The 19,475-nt window shown below is 66.1% G+C and carries 21 protein-coding genes; 13 read left to right on the forward strand and 8 right to left on the reverse strand.

Going from position 1 to position 19,475, the window contains the following annotated elements:
- The first annotated feature begins 11 nt into the window (after positions 1-11).
- Positions 12-824, forward strand: a complete 813-nt coding sequence (locus tag AC07V5_RS18780; protein WP_495117231.1) for a DUF429 domain-containing protein — start codon at positions 12-14, stop codon at positions 822-824.
- Between the two features lie 74 nt (positions 825-898).
- Positions 899-2,218, forward strand: a complete 1,320-nt coding sequence (locus tag AC07V5_RS18785; RefSeq protein WP_495117232.1) for a sensor histidine kinase — start codon at positions 899-901, stop codon at positions 2,216-2,218.
- Positions 2,219-2,222: 4 nt separating this feature from the next.
- Here AC07V5_RS18785 and AC07V5_RS18790 read toward each other — a convergent pair whose 3' ends face one another.
- Positions 2,223-3,653: an amidohydrolase family protein gene (locus tag AC07V5_RS18790; RefSeq protein ID WP_495117233.1), complete on the reverse strand. Its 1,431-nt coding sequence runs from the start codon at positions 3,651-3,653 to the stop codon at positions 2,223-2,225.
- A 59-nt stretch (positions 3,654-3,712) separates the two neighbouring features.
- Here AC07V5_RS18790 and AC07V5_RS18795 point away from each other — a divergent pair, with 59 nt between their 5' ends.
- From AC07V5_RS18795 to AC07V5_RS18805, 3 genes are all read left to right on the forward strand, one after another.
- Positions 3,713-4,873, forward strand: coding sequence for a PAS domain-containing sensor histidine kinase (locus tag AC07V5_RS18795; protein WP_495117234.1), 1,161 nt, complete (start codon positions 3,713-3,715; stop codon positions 4,871-4,873).
- Positions 4,870-5,517 (forward strand): response regulator, encoded by a 648-nt coding sequence (locus AC07V5_RS18800; protein ID WP_495117235.1) that lies wholly within the window; start codon positions 4,870-4,872, stop codon positions 5,515-5,517. Before AC07V5_RS18795 ends, AC07V5_RS18800 begins: the two co-directional genes overlap by 4 nt.
- Before the next feature lie 96 nt (positions 5,518-5,613).
- On the forward strand, positions 5,614-6,408 hold the full coding sequence (locus tag AC07V5_RS18805) for a hypothetical protein (RefSeq protein ID WP_495117236.1): 795 nt from the start codon (positions 5,614-5,616) through the stop codon (positions 6,406-6,408).
- 29 nt (positions 6,409-6,437) lie between these two features.
- Here AC07V5_RS18805 and AC07V5_RS18810 read toward each other — a convergent pair whose 3' ends face one another.
- Both AC07V5_RS18810 and AC07V5_RS18815 read right to left on the reverse strand, forming a co-directional pair.
- A complete protein-coding gene (locus AC07V5_RS18810; protein ID WP_495117237.1) occupies positions 6,438-7,652 on the reverse strand; it encodes a vanadium-dependent haloperoxidase in 1,215 nt (404 codons plus the stop codon).
- Positions 7,653-7,767: 115 nt separating this feature from the next.
- Positions 7,768-9,153: an FAD-binding oxidoreductase gene (locus tag AC07V5_RS18815; protein ID WP_495117238.1), complete on the reverse strand. Its 1,386-nt coding sequence runs from the start codon at positions 9,151-9,153 to the stop codon at positions 7,768-7,770.
- 174 nt (positions 9,154-9,327) lie between these two features.
- On the opposite strand from AC07V5_RS18815, the gene AC07V5_RS18820 reads away from it, so the two are divergent.
- Positions 9,328-10,029 carry a winged helix-turn-helix transcriptional regulator gene (locus AC07V5_RS18820; protein ID WP_495117239.1) on the forward strand — a complete coding sequence of 234 codons (702 nt, stop codon included), beginning with the start codon at positions 9,328-9,330 and terminating at the stop codon, positions 10,027-10,029.
- A 72-nt stretch (positions 10,030-10,101) separates the two neighbouring features.
- Positions 10,102-10,302: a hypothetical protein gene (locus tag AC07V5_RS18825; RefSeq protein ID WP_495117240.1), complete on the forward strand. Its 201-nt coding sequence runs from the start codon at positions 10,102-10,104 to the stop codon at positions 10,300-10,302.
- Positions 10,303-10,425: 123 nt separating this feature from the next.
- Here the strand turns inward: AC07V5_RS18825 and AC07V5_RS18830 are convergent, their stop codons facing one another.
- From AC07V5_RS18830 to AC07V5_RS18840, 3 genes are all read right to left on the reverse strand, one after another.
- Entirely contained in the window at positions 10,426-10,665 is a 240-nt protein-coding gene (locus AC07V5_RS18830) for a hypothetical protein (RefSeq protein ID WP_495117241.1), read from the reverse strand.
- Between the two features lie 386 nt (positions 10,666-11,051).
- On the reverse strand, positions 11,052-11,696 hold the full coding sequence (locus tag AC07V5_RS18835; protein WP_495117242.1) for a hypothetical protein: 645 nt from the start codon (positions 11,694-11,696) through the stop codon (positions 11,052-11,054).
- Positions 11,697-11,757: 61 nt separating this feature from the next.
- Positions 11,758-12,471: a hypothetical protein gene (locus AC07V5_RS18840; protein ID WP_495117243.1), complete on the reverse strand. Its 714-nt coding sequence runs from the start codon at positions 12,469-12,471 to the stop codon at positions 11,758-11,760.
- A gap of 483 nt (positions 12,472-12,954) precedes the next feature.
- Between AC07V5_RS18840 and AC07V5_RS18845 the strand changes: the two genes are divergently transcribed.
- The 6 genes from AC07V5_RS18845 (at position 12,955) to AC07V5_RS18870 (ending at position 17,667) form a co-directional block, all read left to right on the forward strand.
- Positions 12,955-13,080 carry a hypothetical protein gene (locus tag AC07V5_RS18845; RefSeq protein WP_495117244.1) on the forward strand — a complete coding sequence of 42 codons (126 nt, stop codon included), beginning with the start codon at positions 12,955-12,957 and terminating at the stop codon, positions 13,078-13,080.
- 563 nt (positions 13,081-13,643) lie between these two features.
- Positions 13,644-15,023, forward strand: coding sequence for a CmpA/NrtA family ABC transporter substrate-binding protein (locus AC07V5_RS18850; RefSeq protein ID WP_495117245.1), 1,380 nt, complete (start codon positions 13,644-13,646; stop codon positions 15,021-15,023).
- Positions 15,020-15,892: a nitrate ABC transporter permease gene (gene ntrB / locus AC07V5_RS18855; protein ID WP_495117246.1), complete on the forward strand. Its 873-nt coding sequence runs from the start codon at positions 15,020-15,022 to the stop codon at positions 15,890-15,892. The genes AC07V5_RS18850 and ntrB overlap by 4 nt, the downstream gene beginning before the upstream one ends.
- On the forward strand, positions 15,882-16,760 hold the full coding sequence (locus AC07V5_RS18860) for an ABC transporter ATP-binding protein (RefSeq protein WP_495117247.1): 879 nt from the start codon (positions 15,882-15,884) through the stop codon (positions 16,758-16,760). The genes ntrB and AC07V5_RS18860 overlap by 11 nt, the downstream gene beginning before the upstream one ends.
- Positions 16,757-17,200, forward strand: coding sequence for a cyanase (gene cynS / locus AC07V5_RS18865; protein ID WP_495117248.1), 444 nt, complete (start codon positions 16,757-16,759; stop codon positions 17,198-17,200). Before AC07V5_RS18860 ends, cynS begins: the two co-directional genes overlap by 4 nt.
- Positions 17,200-17,667: a nuclear transport factor 2 family protein gene (locus AC07V5_RS18870; RefSeq protein ID WP_495117249.1), complete on the forward strand. Its 468-nt coding sequence runs from the start codon at positions 17,200-17,202 to the stop codon at positions 17,665-17,667. Before cynS ends, AC07V5_RS18870 begins: the two co-directional genes overlap by 1 nt.
- A gap of 3 nt (positions 17,668-17,670) precedes the next feature.
- Here AC07V5_RS18870 and rocF read toward each other — a convergent pair whose 3' ends face one another.
- Both rocF and AC07V5_RS18880 read right to left on the reverse strand, forming a co-directional pair.
- On the reverse strand, positions 17,671-18,591 hold the full coding sequence (gene rocF, locus AC07V5_RS18875; RefSeq protein WP_495117250.1) for an arginase: 921 nt from the start codon (positions 18,589-18,591) through the stop codon (positions 17,671-17,673).
- On the reverse strand, positions 18,588-19,463 hold the full coding sequence (locus AC07V5_RS18880) for an LOG family protein (protein ID WP_495117251.1): 876 nt from the start codon (positions 19,461-19,463) through the stop codon (positions 18,588-18,590). The genes rocF and AC07V5_RS18880 overlap by 4 nt, the downstream gene beginning before the upstream one ends.
- Positions 19,464-19,475: the final 12 nt, after the last annotated feature.

The raw sequence follows: 19,475 nt of genomic DNA on the forward strand, positions 1-19,475 counted from the left end.
GAATGCCGCCCATGACTGACAACGTTGTTTTCGGGGTCGACTTCACGAGTGCGCCCCGGGCGGCCAAGCCCATCCGGGTGGCGAGTGGCCAGCGCCACGGGGCCGTCGTCCGCCTGGCCGGCCTGGCGGCGCTGCACAGCCTGGACGAGTTTTCCACCTGGCTGGCCCGGCCGGGGCCCTGGGTGGCGGGCCTGGACCTGCCTTTTGGCCTGCCGCGCGAACTGGTTGAACACCTGGGCTGGCCGACGGACTATGCCGAGCTGATGGCCCACTACGCGAGCCTGAGCCGCGAGGACATCCGCGCGCGCTTTGCCGCCTTCTGCGATGCGCGGCCGGTCGGGTCGAAGTTCGCCCACCGGGCCTGCGACGGCCCGGCCGGCGCCAGCCCGAGCATGAAATGGGTCAACCCACCGGTGGCCTGGATGCTGCATGCCGGCGTGCCGCGGCTGATCGCGGCGGGCGTGCACCTGCCGGGCCACCTGGCCGGCGACGAGAGCCGCGTGGCGCTGGAGGCCTACCCCGGGCTGCTGGCACGCGAGCTGATCGCGCGGCGTTCCTACAAGAGCGACAGCAAGGCCTCGCAGACGCCGGAGCGGCTGATTGCGCGCAAGGACATCGTTGAAGGGCTTGAGCAAGGGCGCACACGCCTGGGCCTGCGGCTCAAGCTCAGCCATGCCCAGCGCGACGAGCTGGTGGCCGATGCGAGTGGCGACAGCCTGGACGCGGTGCTGGCGATGCTGCAGGCGGCGTGGGGCGTGCAGCAGCCGGGCTACGGTTGGCCGCCGGGCGTGGATGCGCTGGAGGGGTGGATCGTCAGCGCTTGACGGGGCCGGAACGTGAGTCGGGTTCGTCGCTCAGAATGCAGCTCTTGCCCTTCTCGGGCACCAAGGACGCATCGATGCAACCCTTAGACCATGCCGCATTGGGCGCTTACCTGAAGCATCGGCGTGGTGCCATCTTGCTGGCATGGCGCACCGCCGTGACGTCCGACCCGACGTTGACGAGTGGCGCCGCGCTGCCCCGGGCTCAGCTCCACGACCACATCCCCGCGCTGCTGGTCGACTTCGAGCGCAGGCTGATCGGCGGCAGCGTGGCTGCGGACTCAGACGATCAGGAGCCCCATCAGGGCGACGCTGCGGCGCATGGCCTGCACCGCTGGCAGCAGGGGTTCGACCTTGCCGAGGTGACGCGGGAACTCGGGCGCCTGAACGAGTGCGTGGTGGCGGAACTGGAGGCGTATGCCGCCGGCCATCCCGAGTTCGAGCCCGCGGGCATGGCCGAGGCCCGCAGGATCTGGGCGCAGCAATGCGGCGACGCCATCAGCGCCAGCGTGTCGCAGTACTTCCAACTGCAGCAGCTCGAGGCCAGCAGCCATATCCGCGACCTCGAGCAGGCCCTGCAGTCCTTGCGCGAGCTGGAGCAGGAGCGCGCCGGCCTGTGGCAACAGGCAGCGCATGACCTGCGCGGCGGCCTCGGCGTGGTGGCCACCGTGACGGCAGGGCTCGCGTCGCCGCAGGCTTCCGAGCGGCTGCGCGACCAGTTCCTGCGCCTGCTCGATCGCAACGTGGGCTCGCTCACCCATCTGCTGAACGACGTGACGAGCCTGGCCCGGCTACAGGGCGGCCTGGAGCATCGGAGCCTGGCGCCCCTCGACGCCGCCGCCTTGCTCAGCACGCTGTGCGAGGACTTGCAGCCGCAGGCGCAGGCGCGCGGCCTGTATTTGAACTTCGCCGGGGTTGCTGCGCTGCCCGTGGAGGGTGACGCGGTCAAGACCCGGCGCATCGCCCAGAACCTCGTCATCAATGCGATCAAGTACACGCGCAGTGGCGGCGTGACGGTCAGCTGCGGCGCCTGCGCGCCGGGTGACCGCGACCGCTGGTTTCTGGAGGTGCGGGATACCGGGCCGGGCTTTCATGCCGGGCCGGGCTCGCAACTGGCCGGCGCGCTCGAGGAGGCGACCGACCAGTCAAAGCAGGTTGCGGCCGACCATGCCAGCGGCGCCGTCACGCACGTCAACGTGGAACTGGCCGAGGCGGAGCCCTCACAAGAGGACCCGCGCCCGGTCCGGCAACAGGCCGGCGAAGGCATCGGCCTGTCGATCGTCAAGCGCCTGTGCGACCTGCTGGACGCGACCACGGAGCTGCAGTCCGAGATCGGTGTCGGCACGACATTCCGCATCCTGCTGCCGCGGCGCTACGACGAGAGCCCGGCGGCGTAGCCCGTCACCGCAGCCCCACCTGGCCCTTCCACGAATTGAGGATCTTGGTGCGGTCCCAGGCGCGGCCGGCCTTCATCGTCCAGGCGACGTTGGGCAGTGCCGGCTTGGTGGCATCCAGCGGGGCCTCGAAAGCGATCAGGTCGGCACGCAGCCCAACCGCAACGCGGCCGACGTCGGCCTCGCGGTTCAGATACTTTGCGCCGTTGGCAGTCATGACCTTCACGGTCGTTGCGCCATCAAAGCCGGCCTCGCGCAGCAGCTCGAACTGGCGCAGCGACGAGTAGCCCGGGATGACGCCGCCGTAGCCCGTGGGGTCGGTGCCGGCGACGAGCAGGCCGCCGGCGTCGTGGAACTGCTTCTCCCAGGCCATGTCCTTGGGGAACACGCGGCCATAGGCGTTCGGGCCGCCACGCTGGATGGCCGTGTAGCGAGCCACGTACTGCTCGCGCAGCTGCGGCATCAGCAAGTCCAGCGCGCCAGCCGGGGCCATGGGGCGGCCGAAGGAGAAGGTCTCGAAGATGGTCAGCGTGGAGGTCAGCGCCACCTTGGCGGTGATGAGCTGGCGCTGCAGCGCGGCCATGCGCGGGTCGTCCTGGGCCAGGGCGTCTAGCGAGCGCGGCACGGCGTCGCCGTTCGGGCAGGCGTCCGGCGCCTTGCCGTCGACGAAGTCGCTGGACGCGAAGAAGCCGTGCTCCAGGTTGTCGATGCCCATGCCGGCAGCCTCGGCGTAGGTCACCGCGCAGAGGTGGGCCGTCACCTTGGCCTTGCGCTCGTGGGCGGCTTTGACGATGGCATCCAACTGCTCGCGCGTCAGGTGCATATAGCCCTTGTACGAGTTGGCGCCCACGTCGGCCCAGTAGCCGACCTGGCGCACGGCGTCCTCGGCGTTGACGAGGCGCGGCACCTGGGCGACGAAGGCCTGGATGCCGTTGAGGAAGGGCGCCGTCACGTCCAGATCCGGCCCCGGCGCGGTGCCCGCCTTGATGTCCTTCCAGGTGTTCAGGTCAGCATAGGGGCTCATGCTGCCGGCCGTGCGCATCGTCGTCACGCCGCCGGCCAGGTACAGCAGCGGGAAACTCTGGAAGAACGCGCCGTAGCTGCCGCGCTCGGTCGGGTAGAACAGGTGCTCGTGCAGCAGCACGAAGCCCGGCATCAGCGCGCCGCCGGCGAGGTCTTTCACCAGCGCACCGGCAGGAGCCTTGAGCTCGGCGTCGGGGGCCACAGAGGCAATGCGGCCGTCGCGGATCAGCACGCTCATGTGCTCGCGCGGCGCGCTGCCCGTACCGTCGTAGAGCTGGGCGTTGCGCAGCAGCGTGACGGGGGCGTGGAAGAGGGTGTAGCGATCGGTGTCGTTGGCCGGTTGTGCCGACACGGGCAACACCGCCATGGCGGCGGTCAGCGCCAAGGCGCGAAGGAGAGGTGCGGTGATGGGCATGCAGGCATCCTCGCAGGCAGCCGGCGCACGATGGCATGGCGTTTGCACCCATGCGGGGCATGCCTGCCCTGCCTGCCGCTTCTGACACCCCTTTGGCGCCCCTGGATGCCACCCGCCGCCTGGCCCTGCTGCTGGAGAGCACCGGCGAGGGCATCTTCGGCGTGGACATGGCCGGCGCATGCACCTTTGTGAATCGCGCCGCCTGCGACATGCTGGGGTGGCGCACCGAAGAGGTGCTGGGCCGCAACATGCATGCGCTGATCCACCACTCGCACGCCGACGGCCGGCACTACCCGGAGTGCGACTGCCCCATCTTCAACGCCTTTCGCCGCGGCATGCCCTGCCGCATCGATGGGGAGGTGATCTGGCGGGCCGACGGCAGTGCGTTTCCGGCCGAGTATTCCAGCCACCCCCTCATCGAGGGCGGGGTGGTGCAGGGCGCGGTGGCCACCTTCGTCGACATCTCGGTGCGCAAACGCGCCGAGGCTTTGCAGCGGGCCAGCCACGACGAGCTGGAACAGCGCGTGGCCGAGCGCACCGCCGAGCTGCGCGAGCTGGCCCACCACCTGGAGGCCGTGCGCGAGACCGAGCGCAAGCGCATCGCCCGCGAGATCCACGACGAGCTGGGCTCGCTGCTCGTCGCGTTGAAGATGGATGTGGACTGGCTGGCCCGGCGCGTTGGCGAGCCGGCGCTGCGCCAGCCCATGGTGGACAAATGCCAGCGCATGGGCGGCCTGGTGGACACGGCGGTGGACGCCGTCGGCCGCATCATCACGGACCTTCGCCCCAGCATCCTCGACCACCAGGGCCTGTGGGCCGCGCTGGAATGGCAGGCGCAGGAGTTCCAGCTCGCCGGCAGCGACGAGCGCGAGGTGGACTTCAAGATGCATGTCGCTGCCGACGTGGCGCCGCCGGAAGGAGGCCTCGCCATCGCGGTGTTCCGCATCTTCCAGGAGGTGCTGTCCAACGTGGCCCGGCATGCGCGGGCCCGGCACGTGGCCATTCGCATCGACGTGGACGCGCCGCCGGCGCCGGTGCTCTACCTGCAGGTGCGCGACGACGGCGTGGGCGCGGCGCCCGAGGCGTTGAACGATGCACGCAGCTACGGCGTGCTGGGCATGCGCGAGCGGGCGGGGCACTTCGGCGGGCGGCTGGGCATCGAGAGTGCGCCGGGGCGAGGCACGACGGTGCGGTTGGTGATGCCGCTGGAGGCCCAATGATTCGAGTGTTGATCTGCGACGACCATTTGATCGTCCGCCAGGGCATCAAGCAGGTGCTGGCCGAGGCCGAGGATGTGCGCGTTGTCGGCGAGGCGGCCAATGGGCCGGATGCCATCCAGCAGGTGCGCGCTGGCCAGGTCGACGTGGTGCTGCTGGACATCGCCATGCCCCAGCGCGACGGGCTGGACATCCTGAAGGCGCTGAAGTCCGAGTTCCCGCGCCTGCCGGTGCTGATGCTGTCCACCTACCCGGACCGCCAGTACGCCGTGCGCAGCCTCAAGCTCGGCGCGGCCGGCTACCTGAACAAGAGCGCGCACAGCGAGCAGATGATCGACGCCGTGCGCAGCGTCGCCCGCGGCAAGCTCTTCATCACGCCCAGCGTGGCCGAACAGCTGGCCGGTGCCATCGGCGCCGGTGGCCGGCAGGCCGACGACGAGCAGCCGCTGCACGAGAAGCTGTCACACCGCGAGCACCAGGTCTTCCAGCTGCTGGCCGCCGGCCGCAGCGTGGGCGAGATCGCCGAGCAGCTGGTGCTGTCGCCCAACACCGTGTCCACCTACCGCACCCGCGTGCTGGAGAAGATCGGCGTGCGCAACGACGTGGAGCTGGCGCTGTTCGCGGTGCGCATGGAGCAGGTGGGATAGGGCCACTTCCTGAAAAGTAAAACCCTGTTTCGTTTTTGCGCGTTACATTGCCGGCCGCATGCATGACCGCGCCGGCCGGCGCACAGAAAGAATTCCATGAGCGCCACCCAGCAAATCGCCGAAGCCTTCATCACCGCCCGCGCCGCCGGCCGCGCTATCGAGGCCTACCCCGGCACGCCCCCTGCCACGCTGGCCGAGGCCTATGCGATCCAGGCCGCGGCCATCACCCGCTGGCCCGATGCGGTCAAGGGCTGGAAGGTCGCCCGCGTGAACCCGGCGTTCGCGGCGCAGTTCCCTGAAGAGCGCCTGATCGGCCCTGCCTTCGCCGCCAACGTCCACCACGTGGCGCAGGGCGCTGCCGCGCAATGCCCGGTCTTCGAAGGCGGCTTCGCGGCTGTCGAGGCGGAGGTTGTCATCGTCGTCGCGGCCGATTCGCCCGCGGGCAAGGCCGACTGGACGGCCGACACCGTCGCGCCGCTGGTGAAGTCCATGCACATAGGCGTCGAAGTCGCGAGCAGCCCGCTCGCGACGCTGAACGACATCGGCCCCGGCGCCGTCATCTCCGATTTCGGCAACAACTGGGGTGTCGTCGTCGGCGCCGAGATCGCCAACTGGCGCGAGCTCGAAACCATCGATGTCGAAACCTTCATCGACGGCCAATCAGTCGGCACCGGCAAGGTCACCATCAAGCCCGGCCCGCTGGGCGCGCTGGCTTTCACCTTGAACAAGCGAGCCCAGCAGGGCGAGATCCTGCGGGCCGGCGATGTCATCTCCACCGGCATGATCACCGGCGTGCACGACATCCGCATCGGCCAGCAGTCGCGGCATGTGTTTGCGGGCGTCGGCGAGGTGCAGGTGCAGATCACGCGCGCCGCTGCCGTCGCGGCTTAAAGGGCGTCTCAGCGCCCGGGGGCGCACCCTCAGCGCAGCAGCTTGGCCGCTGACACCTCGCCGACCTTGGTGCCCAGCGCGCGGCCGACTTCACCCGAATTGCGGTAGTGCACGCCGTCATAGATCCGTGCGTTGATCACCTCTTGCGTGAAGGCATCGACGCTGGCCCAGGAGCGGGTGACGCCGGGCAGGGTCGGGCTGGTGCTGGACAGGCGCGGCGTCACCCCGCTGCCGATCTCGGCTTTCAGCACGGCGCCCATCGCCGCGGCAATCGTGCAGTGGGCGCAGGGGTACTCGGGATGCATGGGCGTCTCGATCAGAGGCAGCCAGCCGGCCTCGCGGTCGGTGGCGTCGTTGCCGTCCTGGTCGCCGTTGCGGATCGCCGTGAACGGGCGCCAGAAGTGGTAGTGGTACTTGGCGTCGAAGACCGCGTCGATGGCGTCGACCATCGCTTGCCCGCTGGCGGCCAGCAGGCGCGCGTTCTGCGTGACCTCGCGCCCGGGCTGGTTCGCCACCGAACGCGCGATCGGGTAGTAGATCGTCGGCGTCGTCGCGGTCCAGAAGCGGGCGATCTCGGTTTGTTCCGCGGTGCGCTGGCTGCCGGTGCGCGCGCCCAACGCCTTGACCTCGTTGTAGTCGCGAGCCCAGACCGCGCTCTTCAGGTCGGGCGGCGGCCCGGGGCGGAACTGGTCGACGCGGTCCAGCACCCAGCAACGCGCCGGTGGCAGGTCGGCCATCGCCGGTACCACCGTCGGCACGTAGCTTCCGGGTGCGGTGACGGGCCGGTAGAAGACGGGCGGCGCGCCCGTGGGGGCCCGCAGCGCCAGGATGCCGGCGACGGCTTTCTCGCCCAGCGCGATGCCGTCCGCCTTGGCCGGCCCTTCGGGAATGGCGGCCAGCGCAGCCTGGTAGGCCGCCTCGACCGCTGCGGTCTGCGTCGTGGCCATGCGGGTCAGCACGGCGCGATTGGCCGCGGCCACCGCCGCGTCGATGGAGGTGCCCGCCGGCGCCTCCAGCTTCAGGTAGCCGGCCTGCGGATAGCGCCGCGTGATGGCGTTGACGGACTCGAACACCGCAGCCTGGATCAGCGCCATCGGCGCCTGGCCCCATGGCCCGGCCTGGTGGGCGGCGGCAATCTCGCCGGCCTTCTGGTTCCAGTCGGTGACCACGTCGGCCTGCGCGGCCGCTGCAAGCAGCACCGGTATGGCGAAGGCACTCAGACGCTTCATGCTCAATGTGTTCATGGTGGCTCCTTGGTTGCGGGGCGGCGCCGATCATGGGACGCCAGCCCCCGGGGCGCAATGCCCCCTAGATCATTGAATTGGCTTCGAGGCCTGCGCTTTCTTCGGGCAGACCCGGTCAGCCGCTGACGCTCTTGGTGTGGCGGAAGAAGTTCTCCGGGTCGTAGACATGCTTGAGCGTCGCGAGCCGGTCCAGCGTGGCCCGGCCATAGGCCGCCTCGACCCGATCCCGGCCTTCTTCCTCGGTGAGGAAGTTGATGTAGGTGCCGCCAGTCGAGAACGACCGCGTGGCTTCAAAGCAATCGCGCGCCCATTGCATGTTGACGGCGTCGTCCTCGGGCTTCTCCCAGGCGCCGGCGATGTTCAGCACGTAGGCCGCATCGCGATTGCCGGCCGGTGAATGCCCGGCGGGCAGGTCGCCTAAAGCGCCCTGGACCTGGAACATCAGGATGGCCGAGTGCGGCGATGCGATGCGGGCCGCGTGCGCCACCGCCACGTCGATGAATTGCCGGTCGATGCCGGGCAGGTAGTGCGACTTCCAGTAATAGCGCCTGCCCTTGGGTTGCGTGGCATCGAGCAGGCTCTGCATCTGCACGTAGGGGCGGCGCGTCACGATGTCGGCAACCGGCCGGCCGAGCGCACGCAGCGGTGCCAGCAAGGCTTCGCCGTCTTCGATCCGGCCCGAATGGCAGACGAAGATGGCGACGATAGGCTGGCCGTGAACCTCCTTCGGGAGCCAGGGCGCCGGCGGGGCGATGCGCAGCACGGCCACGCTGGTCAGCTCGCGCGGCGCCGTGGCACTGAACGTGCGATAGGCCTCCAGGACTTGCGCGGCGTCCTCGCCATGCCAGGCGATGGCGCCACCCAGGATCTCTGGGCCGACGGGGAAGAGCCGGTACTCGAAGGACGTGACGATGCCGAAGTTGCCGCTGCCGCCGCGCAGGGCCCAGAACAGGTCGGCGTTCTCGTCGGCCGACGCGCGCAAGACCTGGCCGTCGGCGCTCACCACCTCCATGGCCAGCAAGTTGTCGCAGGTCCAGCCATGGCGGCGCGTCAGGTAGCCGAAGCCGCCGCCGACGGTCAGGCCCGCGATGCCGGTCTGGGACACGAAGCCCAGCACCGCCGCGAGCCCGTGCAATTGCGTCTCGCGGTCCACGTCGCCCAAGGTGCAGCCGGCCTGGGCCAGCGCGGTGCGGCGCACCGGATCGACCCACACGCCCCGCAGCAGCGACATGTCGATCATCAGGCCGCCCTCGCAAACCGCCAGGCCGGCGATGTTGTGGCCGCCGCCGCGCACGGAGCAGAGCAGCCCGTGTTGGCGCGCGAAGCGCACGGCCTGCACGACATCGACCGTGCCCGTGCAGCGCGCGATCAGGCCGGGGCGCCGGTCGATCATCGCGTTCCAGACCTTGCGCGTCTCCTCGTACGCGGCGTCTTCAGGGGTCAGCACCTGACCCTTGAACGCGGCCTTGAACGATTGCAACGCTTCCGGCGGAAGCTCCATGCTCCCGCCATCCATTCGTGTGAGCTTGATTGCCATCGTTGGCCTCCCTGGCCGGTGAAGAAGTTCGGGTGGTGCCGGCGGTCGCGAAGCGATCACCGACATGCACAGCATGCGCATGACATCGCGCTGAGGCCAGTCCAGAATCTGAAGCGTTTGCGCTTGGGAGGCGAGACCATGGAAAACACCTACGGTCAGTTCTGCACCGTCGCCAGAGCGGCCGAAGTGCTGTGCGAGCGCTGGACACCGCTGGTGGTGCGCGAACTGCTTTGCGGCAGCAAGCGCTTCAACGACTTGCGCCGCGGCGTGCCACGCATGTCCACCAGCCTGCTGGCGCAGCGGCTCCAGCGCCTCGAGGAGTTCGGCATCGTGCGTCGCGAGGCCGCCGGCAAGGTCTGGGAGTACAGCCTCACGGCGGCCGGCGAGGAGCTGCGGCCCATCGTCATGGCGCTGGGCCATTGGGGCGCACGCTGGATAGGCAGCCGCCTGCGCGACGACCAGTTGGACGCCGGCCTGCTGATGTGGGATGTGCGGCGTTTTGCCCGCATCGCGGAATTCCCGCCGCGTCCCGTCGTCGTCAACTTCCTGTTCCGGGATGCACGGGTAGGCGAGGGGAGTTGGTGGCTGGTGGTGGAGGAAGGCGTGGCCGACCTCTGTCGCACCGACCCCGGGCGCGAGCTGACGCTGGTTGTGAATGCAAGCGTGCGGGCGCTGACCGAGATCTGGGCGGGGGACCTCACACCGCAGCAGGCCCTGCAGTCGGGCGAGGTTCGTGTGGATGGCGCGAAGCGCGATGCGAACGATCTGTGGCGGTGGCTGGGCACCAGCGTGTTTGCGCCGTCACGCCGCCCAAGTGAGGCCCTCGCGGCACAGGGCTGAAGTCACGCGCGAGCCCCAGGGAGTGGGTGCGGATCGCGCGCGACCGCCACCGGCCCCAGCCCGCTCGCGACCTTGAACGATATCGGCCCTGGCGCAGTCATCTCCGGCTTCGGCAACAACTGGGATGTCGTCGTCAGCGCCGAGATCGCGAACTGGCCGGGCTTGATCACCGGCGTGCACGACATCCGCATCGGCCAGCAGTCGCGGCATGTGTTTGTGGGCGTTGGCGAGGTGCAGGTGCGGATCGCGCAAGCGACTGCCGCCGGCGAGTAACGAGTAGACGGTCTGGGGCAGGCGGCTTACGGAGCGTGCGGTTCCGACTCGTCGCTGCTAGCTATCGTTCAACGCTCAAATTTGCGGCGGGCGAAGCCCGGCCGCTTGAATTCCTTGTTCGGCCTAAGCATCGTCTGGCGGTGCGCGAAAGAAATGTTGCTGTTCCTCAGCTGAAAGTAGACGACGAGCAAATAGCGCAGCAATGAAAATGCCGCCACCAGAAAACAGCAAGGCAGACAGGCCATATACCCAACGCGCCACATTGCCGGAGTTGACCAACAGCGACCAGACCGCGATGCCGAGAAGACCGCCTACAAAAACGACAGCCCAGGCCAGAATTAAGCGACTACGGCGAATAGCCATAAGCGTCTTTTACGGCCCAACGTTGGAGTTAGGCGTCACGTTCCGTGCAGAAGGTGAATTCTCGATGGATATCCCAAACGAGCTGCGCCATGCGGTTCCGCTTTGTGTAATGTGATCGTTCAATGCTTGCCAAAACTTTGCCACCAAGAGCATGCGGAGATGCGGGATCGAATCGAGTTACAAGGCCACGCAGCTCAGCTACTGACGCTCTGATACTCCCGTAATCTGGATAGTCGTTGGCTTCGAGTGAAAAGTATTCTGGGTCTATCTGAGAAAGACGTTCGCGCAAGTTGCCGGAAGAGCAGCAGAGGGTATGCAGCGCCTCGATTGATTGGGTATGGGCTCTGCTGTACCGCAAATCTCCAAGTGATGAAGTCGTTTTCATTTCAGATCTTAGGCAGGCCAGACTGACACTGGGACTGCTTCATCAGCCAATCCTTTTTCTGAAGGAGCCTGGCATCCAGGCTCAAGCCTTTCATCTTTTCCAGTTCATCAAGGGGTACTTCGGGCTTGGCCCACCATTTCATGGCAGTGATTGAGAACTGACCACTCTTTGTTTTGCCCAGCCACATATTCAGCTCAGGCTCACCTATTTTTCTGAGATCGTACCGTGCGGTGAGAGTTTGACGAAGATGGTCTATCTGAAGCTCTGAAATCTTCGGCAATTGAATCTTGACGTGCATCAACCGGTAGCGTGACGTGGGCTCGCCTTTTGTGGAAACGAGCGCGAAGCTAACTTTGAACGCTCGACCGTCTTTCGCAACGAAGTCACCAAACGCGATATTTCCTAAGTCGGAGCAAGTCAGCTTGCCGTCTGGCAAGCCGAACTCAGAAAAAGACAGCTTTCCCTTCTTTGAAATTTCGTCGACGGTTTCGCCTAGGCAGACTTCTGCAATGCAATAGTCTTTGAGTTCGTTTGTCGCGGTCGCGTATGGCAACTCATCGGCCGCCAGCATTTGATTGGCAATAAGGCCAACAAACGCAATCGCGAATTTCAGACTCAGCGATACAGTCGAAGGACTGGTAGCCATGTTTCGTGTTCCATGAGGTCGGATGAGCTGCGACGTAATTTTGTGACGCCCAACGTTGAAGTTAGGCCGCAGCAAATTTCTCGGCGAAGGCAGGCCAATGAGTTTTCAGTACTTGCATCGTAAATTGGTACGAAAGGCGATCAAGGACATCGTGGACTTCCTCCAAATAATCTGGATCAGTGGGGACCATTGAAGCCCCCTCTTTTGCGTTACTGGGTATCCCCGCCTCAGCCAGCTTCCTTAAGTAGGTAGCATTACAGCTCCAGCCGTTGTGGACACCCAAATCGCGGCGAGCCTTAATCTCAACAAAGCTCAGCCAGTCCTTCATTAGAGGCTCGCGATCGACTGACAAGAACGAGCAAATGTCTGCTAAGTATTCAATTGGCTTCCTGTACATGAGCTTGTTTAGCATCTGATCGATTGCCCGTCGAACAAGCTCCTCTTTGTTTCCAGCTTCCAGTACATCGGCGAGTCGAAATTGGATATCCCCAATCTTCATTGGGTGCTTCATCAACACATCTGCCAGCACACCTTGAAGGAATAGCTCAAACGCGGCTACTTGGCTAATGAAGAGGCGCGAGGTGATGTACCGGGTTGGACTCTCATACGCGCCTTCAATTCTCTTCATCAAGACTGCATGTGCGTCCGATAGCTCACTTCCGGGCGATCTGCCAGCCGCCATCTCCGCGGTAAGTAGATAGATGACTGTCCGATGGAAGGCAGCAGTCTCTTTCAAGAAATCAATGTAGTGGCGGCCCGGATTGCTTTTTGACATGGTGCAGATTGGAAATTTGAGCCTAACGTGGAGGTGTACGGCGCGCCCCAGCGGGGCACCCGACGGAGCACGGCGGCCCGCGGCGCGTCCGGACCACTGCCAGGTTAGGCATCACTGCAGCCACTCGACGCGACTCCGAGCCTCGGATGCGGCAGTCGCTGCATTCGGTGCAAAACATTCAGAGAAACGGCCGAATGGCACCCAGCATCTCTCGGTGGGTTCCGCGCTCCAACGAAGAGCAGCGAAGCCATACGTGCCGTTGTCTCGGCGAAAGATTTCGACCTTGTGCTTTCCGTCTGATGCCATTAGCTCGAGCTCAACTTGGCGGATAGTCATTTGGTGATGCCTAACGTTTGACTTAAGCGGCCTGCCGTAGGCGGGTCCGCTTGAAGGAAGGGTTAGGCGGCATTCGCGAAACAGCAAAGAGGGGCCTCACGATCTCCAGGTTCCAGTTGTCGCGTGCAGAACCCGGAGCGACTCAGGGTGAAGAAAGAAGTCGAAAGTTTTGCCGCCACCGCTCAAAGACTGCGGTTGTTTATCGGAAGTCCAAAAGGAAACGAAGACGAACTGCTCCAGCTCCGCGAGAGACTCCTTAATCAAGGCTTTTGACTCTTGTGGAATCCGAAATCCGTCGACCCAGGTACTTGACTCCAACATCACCACAGGTTCGCAGAATGGAAAGGTCTTCGCCTCAATGCAGAGCGGGTGCGCCGCTACAGCGGATATCGCGCGCCCTTGAAGCTTCAGATCAGGCCCGGTGCAGCCTGCTCGATGAGCACCGTGGTCTTTGGGAGGAGAGGTCATTTGATGCCGCCTAACGTGTTCTGTGGAGACAGGCGGCGCCGCCTAGGCAGACGCACTGCGCCCTAGATCGGCGCCTTGCATTGCAGGCAAGTGCTTGAATCGACACGGAAAGTCTCCCGTTCCGCTGCATTCCATACAGCATTAAATTTCCGGCAAAAGCGGCACGCACTTACAGGTTCTCTGCCGTGCGTTTCACTTGTCGTTGACGGCTGATGATGCCAGCGGCGCCGGGTCTCCCCCGTTTGAAGCCAACCGCGGCCACTCCAGGTTTTCCCTGGTAGTTCCAGCCCTACAAGAAGTCGCCGCCCACCACGATTCCGCGACGGCGTGCCCGTTCCTAGAGTCGCTCCCATCCCCAGGAGCACTCGATGACCCACGATCCCTACGACGCCGACCGGCCCTTGCTGATGCACTGCGCCTGCGGCCAGCACGCCAGTGCTGCCGATCACGCCGCCGCTGAACTTCGGACCCGCAGCGAGACGGCCGACTTCGAAGCCGAGTCGGCCAGCTTCGTCGAGGCTGCACTGGTGAAGGCGCTGTTCCCGCAGGACGCGCTGCGTCGCCGCTTCCTGAAGGCCGTGGGCCGCCGCACGGCGATGGCCGCCATCGGCAGCGTGCTGCCCATCGCATCGCTGCAGGCCATGGCCCAGGACAAGGGCGCGCTGGAGAAGAAGGACCTGAAGATCGGCTTCATCCCCATCACCTGCGCCACGCCGCTGATCATGGCGCACCCGCTGGGCTTCTATGCCAAGCAGGGGCTGAACGTAGAGGTCGTCAAGACGGCGGGCTGGGCGCTGATCCGCGACAAGATGCTGAACAAGGAGTACGACGCGACGCATTTCCTGTCGCCGATGCCGCTGGCCATCAGCCTCGGCCTGGGCGCGCCGGCCACGCCGATGAACGTGGCCACCATCCAGAACACCAACGGCCAGGCCATCACGCTCAGCGTGAAGCACAAGGACAAGCGTGATCCGGCGAGCTGGAAGGGCTTCAAGTTCGCAGTGCCCTTCGAGTACTCGATGCACAACTTCCTGCTGCGCTACTACGTGGCGGAAGCGGGGCTGGACCCGGATCGCGACATCCAGATCCGCGTGGTGCCGCCGCCCGAGATGGTGGCCAACCTGCGCGCCGGCAACATCGATGGCTTCCTCGGCCCCGACCCGTTCAACCAGCGCGCGGTGTACGAGGAAGTGGGCTTCATCCACCTGCTCACCAAGGAGCTGTGGAATGGCCACCCCTGCTGCGCCTTTGGCACGAGCAGCGAGTTCATCGCCAAGAACCCCAACACCTTCATCGCGCTGTACCGCGCGGTGCTGACGGCCGCCGCCATGGCCCGCGAGGCACGCAACCGCGAGTTGATCGCCAAGGTCATCGCGCCGCAGGCCTACCTGAACCAGCCCGAGACCGTCATCGCCCAGGTGCTGACGGGCAAGTTCGCCGATGGCCTGGGCAACGTCAAGGTTGTGCCCGACCGCGCCGACTTCGACCCCATGCCCTGGCAGAGCATGGCCGTGTGGATCCTGACGCAGATGAAGCGCTGGGGCTACCTGAAGGGCGATGTGAACTACCAGCAGATCGCCGAGAAGGTCTTCCTGCTGACGGACGCGAAGAAGCAGATGAAGGCGCTGGACATCGCCGTGCCGGAAGACAAGGCCGGCGGCTATCCGAAGTTCAAGGTCATGGGCAAGGAGTTCGACCCGACCAAACCCGACGCCTACGTCAGCAGCTTCGCGATCAAACGCACATGAAGCCCACGCTCGCCTTCCGCGCCGGCCTGCTGTCGCTGCTGCTGCTCGGCTGCCTGCTCGGCGTGTGGCACCTCGCCACGCTCGGCACGGCGCCCGCTGCCAAGCCGGCCGCGGCGATGACGCCCGAGCAGATCGAGTACGCCAAGCTGATGGGCAAGCCCGTCGACGCGACGCCGACGGTTGCGAAGAGTGGCTTCCCGACGCTGGCGCAGATGGGCACCGTCGTGATGCACCACCTGGCCGAGCCCTTCTACGACCGCGGCCCCAACGACAAGGGCATCGCCCTGCAGCTGGCCTATTCGTTGGGCCGCGTCGGGCTGGGTTATCTGCTGGCAGCGCTGGTCGCCATCCCACTCGGCTTCGTCATCGGCATGAGCCCGCTCATCCACCGCGCGCTCGATCCCTTCATCCAGGTCCTGAAGCCCATCTCGCCGCTCGCCTGGATGCCGCTGGCGCTCTACACGATCAAGGATTCGGCGGCGAGCGGCATCTTCGTCATCTTCATCTGCAGCCTGTGGCCGATGTTGATCAACACCGCCTTCGGCGTGGCCGGCGTGCGGCGCGAGTGGCTGAACGTGGCGCTCACGCTGGAGGTGAGCCCGCTGCGCCGCGCCTTCGAGGTGATCCTGCCCGCCGCGGCGCCCACCATCCTGACGGGCATGCGCATCAGCATGGGCATCGCGTGGCTGGTCATCGTGGCGGCCGAGATGCTGGTGGGCGGCACGGGCATTGGCTACTTTGTCTGGAACGAGTGGAACAACCTCAGCCTGCCCAACGTCATCTTCGCCATCCTCGTCATCGGCCTCGTGGGCATGACGCTGGACCTGCTGTTCGCCCGCGCCCAGAAGGCGGTGACCTATGCCGACTGAACTGGTTCAAGTGCAGGGCCTGGCCAAGCGCTATGGCGACGCGACCGTCTTCGACGGCGTCAACTTCACGCTGACCGAGGGCGAATTCGTCTGCATCATCGGCCACAGCGGCTGCGGCAAGACGACCATCCTCAATGTGCTGGCCGGCCTGGAGCAGGCCAGCAGCGGCCATGTCTTCATGGCCCAGCGCGAGGTGAACGCACCGGGCCTGGAGCGCGGCGTCGTCTTCCAGGGCCATGCGCTGATGCCGTGGCTCACCGTGCGCCAGAACATCGCGTTCGCGGTGCGCAGCAAGTGGCCGGTCTGGAGCCGCGTCGAGGTGGACGCACAGGTGCAGAAGTACGTCGCCCTCGTGGGCCTCACGCCCGCGCTGGACAAGAAGCCCAGCCAGCTCTCCGGCGGCATGAAGCAGCGGGTGGGCATCGCGCGCGCCTTTGCCATCGAGCCACGCATGCTGCTGCTGGACGAGCCCTTCGGCGCGCTGGATGCGCTGACGCGCGGCACCATCCAGGACGAGCTGCTGAAGATCTGCGCCGCCACGCACCAGACCGTCTTCATGATCACGCACGACGTGGACGAAGCCATCCTGCTGGCGGACCGCATCCTGCTGATGGCCAACGGCCCGCAGGCCCGCGTGGCGGAGATCGTCGTCAACACGATGAGCCGTGACCGGCAGCGCGCGTCGCTGCACCACGACCCGCAGTTCTATCGAATCCGCAACCACCTCGTCGACTTCCTCGTCGAGCGCAGCGCCACGCTGTCCCACGGCCGCGCGCCCGAGCAGCCGCCCGAGGTGCGACCGGGTTTGCAGTCCGCCGAAGTCATCCCTCTCGAACCCTCACTCACCACCCTCAGGAGCACCGCATGAGCCGCCTCGACGTCACCGAAAAGATCATCGCCACCAAGGTGGCCAAAGGCATCAAGTGGGCCGACGTGGCCACCGAGATCGGCCTCAGCAAGGAATGGGTCACGGCCGGCTGCCTCGGCCAGATGACCTTCACCGACGCGCAGGCTGCGACGCTGGCCAAGGTCTTCGACCTGACCGAAGCCGAGGCGCAGTGGCTCAAGGTCGTGCCCTACAAGGGCAGCCTGCCGACCAGTGTGCCGACCGACCCGCTGATCTACCGCTTCTACGAGCTGATCAGCGTCTACGGCACCACCTTCAAGGAGCTGATCCACGAAGAGTTCGGCGACGGCATCATGAGCGCCATCGACTTCAAGATGGACTTGCAGCGCGAGCCCAACGCGGCCGGCGACCGCGTCAGCATCGTCATGAGCGGCAAGTTCCTGCCCTACAAGACCTACTGATGACTATCAAACCACCGCTGCCGCCGTTCACGCACGAGACGGCCATTCAGAAGGTTCGCCTGGCCGAGGACGCCTGGAACAGCCGCGACCCGGATCGCGTCGTGGGCGTCTACACGGACGACACGGTCTGGCGCAACCGCGCGGAGTTCCCGGTCGGCCGGGAGCAGGTGCATGGTCTTCTCGTGCGCAAATGGGCGCGCGAGCTGGACTACCGGCTCATCAAGGAGCTGTGGGCGCACGACGGCCACCGCATCGCCGTACGCTTTGCCTACGAATGGCACGACGACTCGGGCCATTGGTACCGCAGCTACGGCAACGAGAACTGGGAGTTCACGGCCGAGGGGCTGATGCAGCGGCGCTTTGCCAGCATCAACGACCTGCCCATCGCCGAATCGGCGCGGTTGTTCTTCTGGCCGTTGGGCCGGCGGCCGGACGATCACCCCAGCCTCAGCGAGCTGGGGCTGTAGACCTCACTTGCGCATCAGCGTGGACTTGCCAAACAGCGATTCGATCAAGTCCACCGCAACGATGGCGGTGCGGTTCTTCTCGTCCAGCGCCGGGTTCAGCTCCATCAGGTCCATGGACGCCATGCGGCCGGTGTCGGCAATCATCTCCATGCACAGGTGGGCCTCACGGTAGGTCGGGCCGCCGCCGACCGTCGTGCCGACGCCGGGCGCCATCACGGGGTCGAGGAAGTCGACGTCGAAGCTGACGTGCAGGTGGGTGTTGTCGTCCAGCGTTGCGAGTGCCAGCTCCATCGTGTGGCGCATGCCCATCTCGTCGATGAAGCGCATGTCGAACACTTCCAGGTCGTGCTCGTGCACGAAGGCGCGTTCGCCCTCGTCAACGCTGCGGATGCCGATCTGGCGCACCCACTTGGGCGAGATGGCCGGCACATGGCCGCCGATCTCGATGAGTTCCTTGGGGCCGAAGCCGCACAGGCAGGCCACGGGCATGCCGTGGATGTTGCCGCTGGGCGTGAGCTCGCTGGTGTTGAAGTCGGCATGCGCGTCCAGCCACAGCACGCGCAGCTTCTTGCCGGTGTCGCGGCAGTGGCGGGCCACGGCGCTGATGGAGCCCAGGCCCAGGCAGTGGTCGCCGCCCAGCAGGATGGGCATGCGGCCGGTCTTCAGCTCGTTGTAGACGGCGTCGTGCACGGTCTGGTTCCAGGCGACGACTTCGTTCAGGTGGCGGTAGCCGTCGGTCGGCGGCAGCCAGGGGTTGGACGGGCCGTTCAGGTTGCCGCGGTCGACGACGTCCACGCCGCGGGCGCGCAGCGCCTCGGCCAGGCCCGCCACGCGCATGGCTTCGGGGCCCATGCTGGCACCGCGGGCGCCGGCGCCGATGTCGGTGGGGGCGCCGATGAGGGAGACATTGCGAAGTTTGGTCATGACTTGGCGGGGCTTGAAAGTTCGGGTTCGGCTTGCAAGACGGCCCAGGCTTCTTCGGCGGTCTCGACGTAGTGGAAGAGCTGCGCATCGCCGGGATTGATCATCCCGGTCTCGATCAGCAGCTCGATGTTGATGAGCTTGGTCCAGAACTCGCGCCCGAACAGCAGGATGGGGCGGCGGCGGCTCTTGCCGGTCTGCATCAGCGTCAGCGTCTCAAACAGTTCGTCCAGCGTGCCGAAGCCGCCGGGGAAGCACACCAGCGCGATGGAGCGCATCAGGAAGTGCATCTTGCGCAGGCCGAAGTAGTGGAAGCGAAAGCACAGCTCCGGCGTGATGTAGGGGTTGGGGTACTGCTCATGCGGCAGCACGATGTTCAGGCCGACGCTTTTGCCGCCCACCTCGTAGGCGCCGCGGTTGCCGGCTTCCATGATGCCGGGGCCGCCGCCCGTGGCGACGACGACGTGGTTGCCGCGCTCGGCGCAGGCGGTGGTCGCGATCTGCGCGAAGCGGCGTGCCTCTTCGTAATAGTGGCTCATCGACAGCTGGCGGCGTGCCTTCGCCGCGCCAGCCTCGTCGCCGCGGTCCTCGGCCACCGTCAGCAGCGCCTGGGCGGCCTCGGCAGGCAGGATGCGGGCACTGCCGAAGATGACGATGGTGGCCTTGATGCCCTGCTCGTTCTGCACGAGCTCAGGCTTCATCAGCTCCAGCTGCATGCGCACGGGGCGCATGTCCTGGCGCAGCAGGAAGGACTCGTCCTTGAAGGCCAGTTCATAGGCGCTGCCCGGGCCGTCGTAATCGGGGTGGGGCTGCAGCGTGCGGCACTCTTCCTTGGCAGTCGGGAAGTTGCGCGTCGGGACGTCGTCGAGCTTCATGGGCGAGGGCAT

The organism is Roseateles sp. GW821-FHT02E12 (assembly GCF_059421665.1).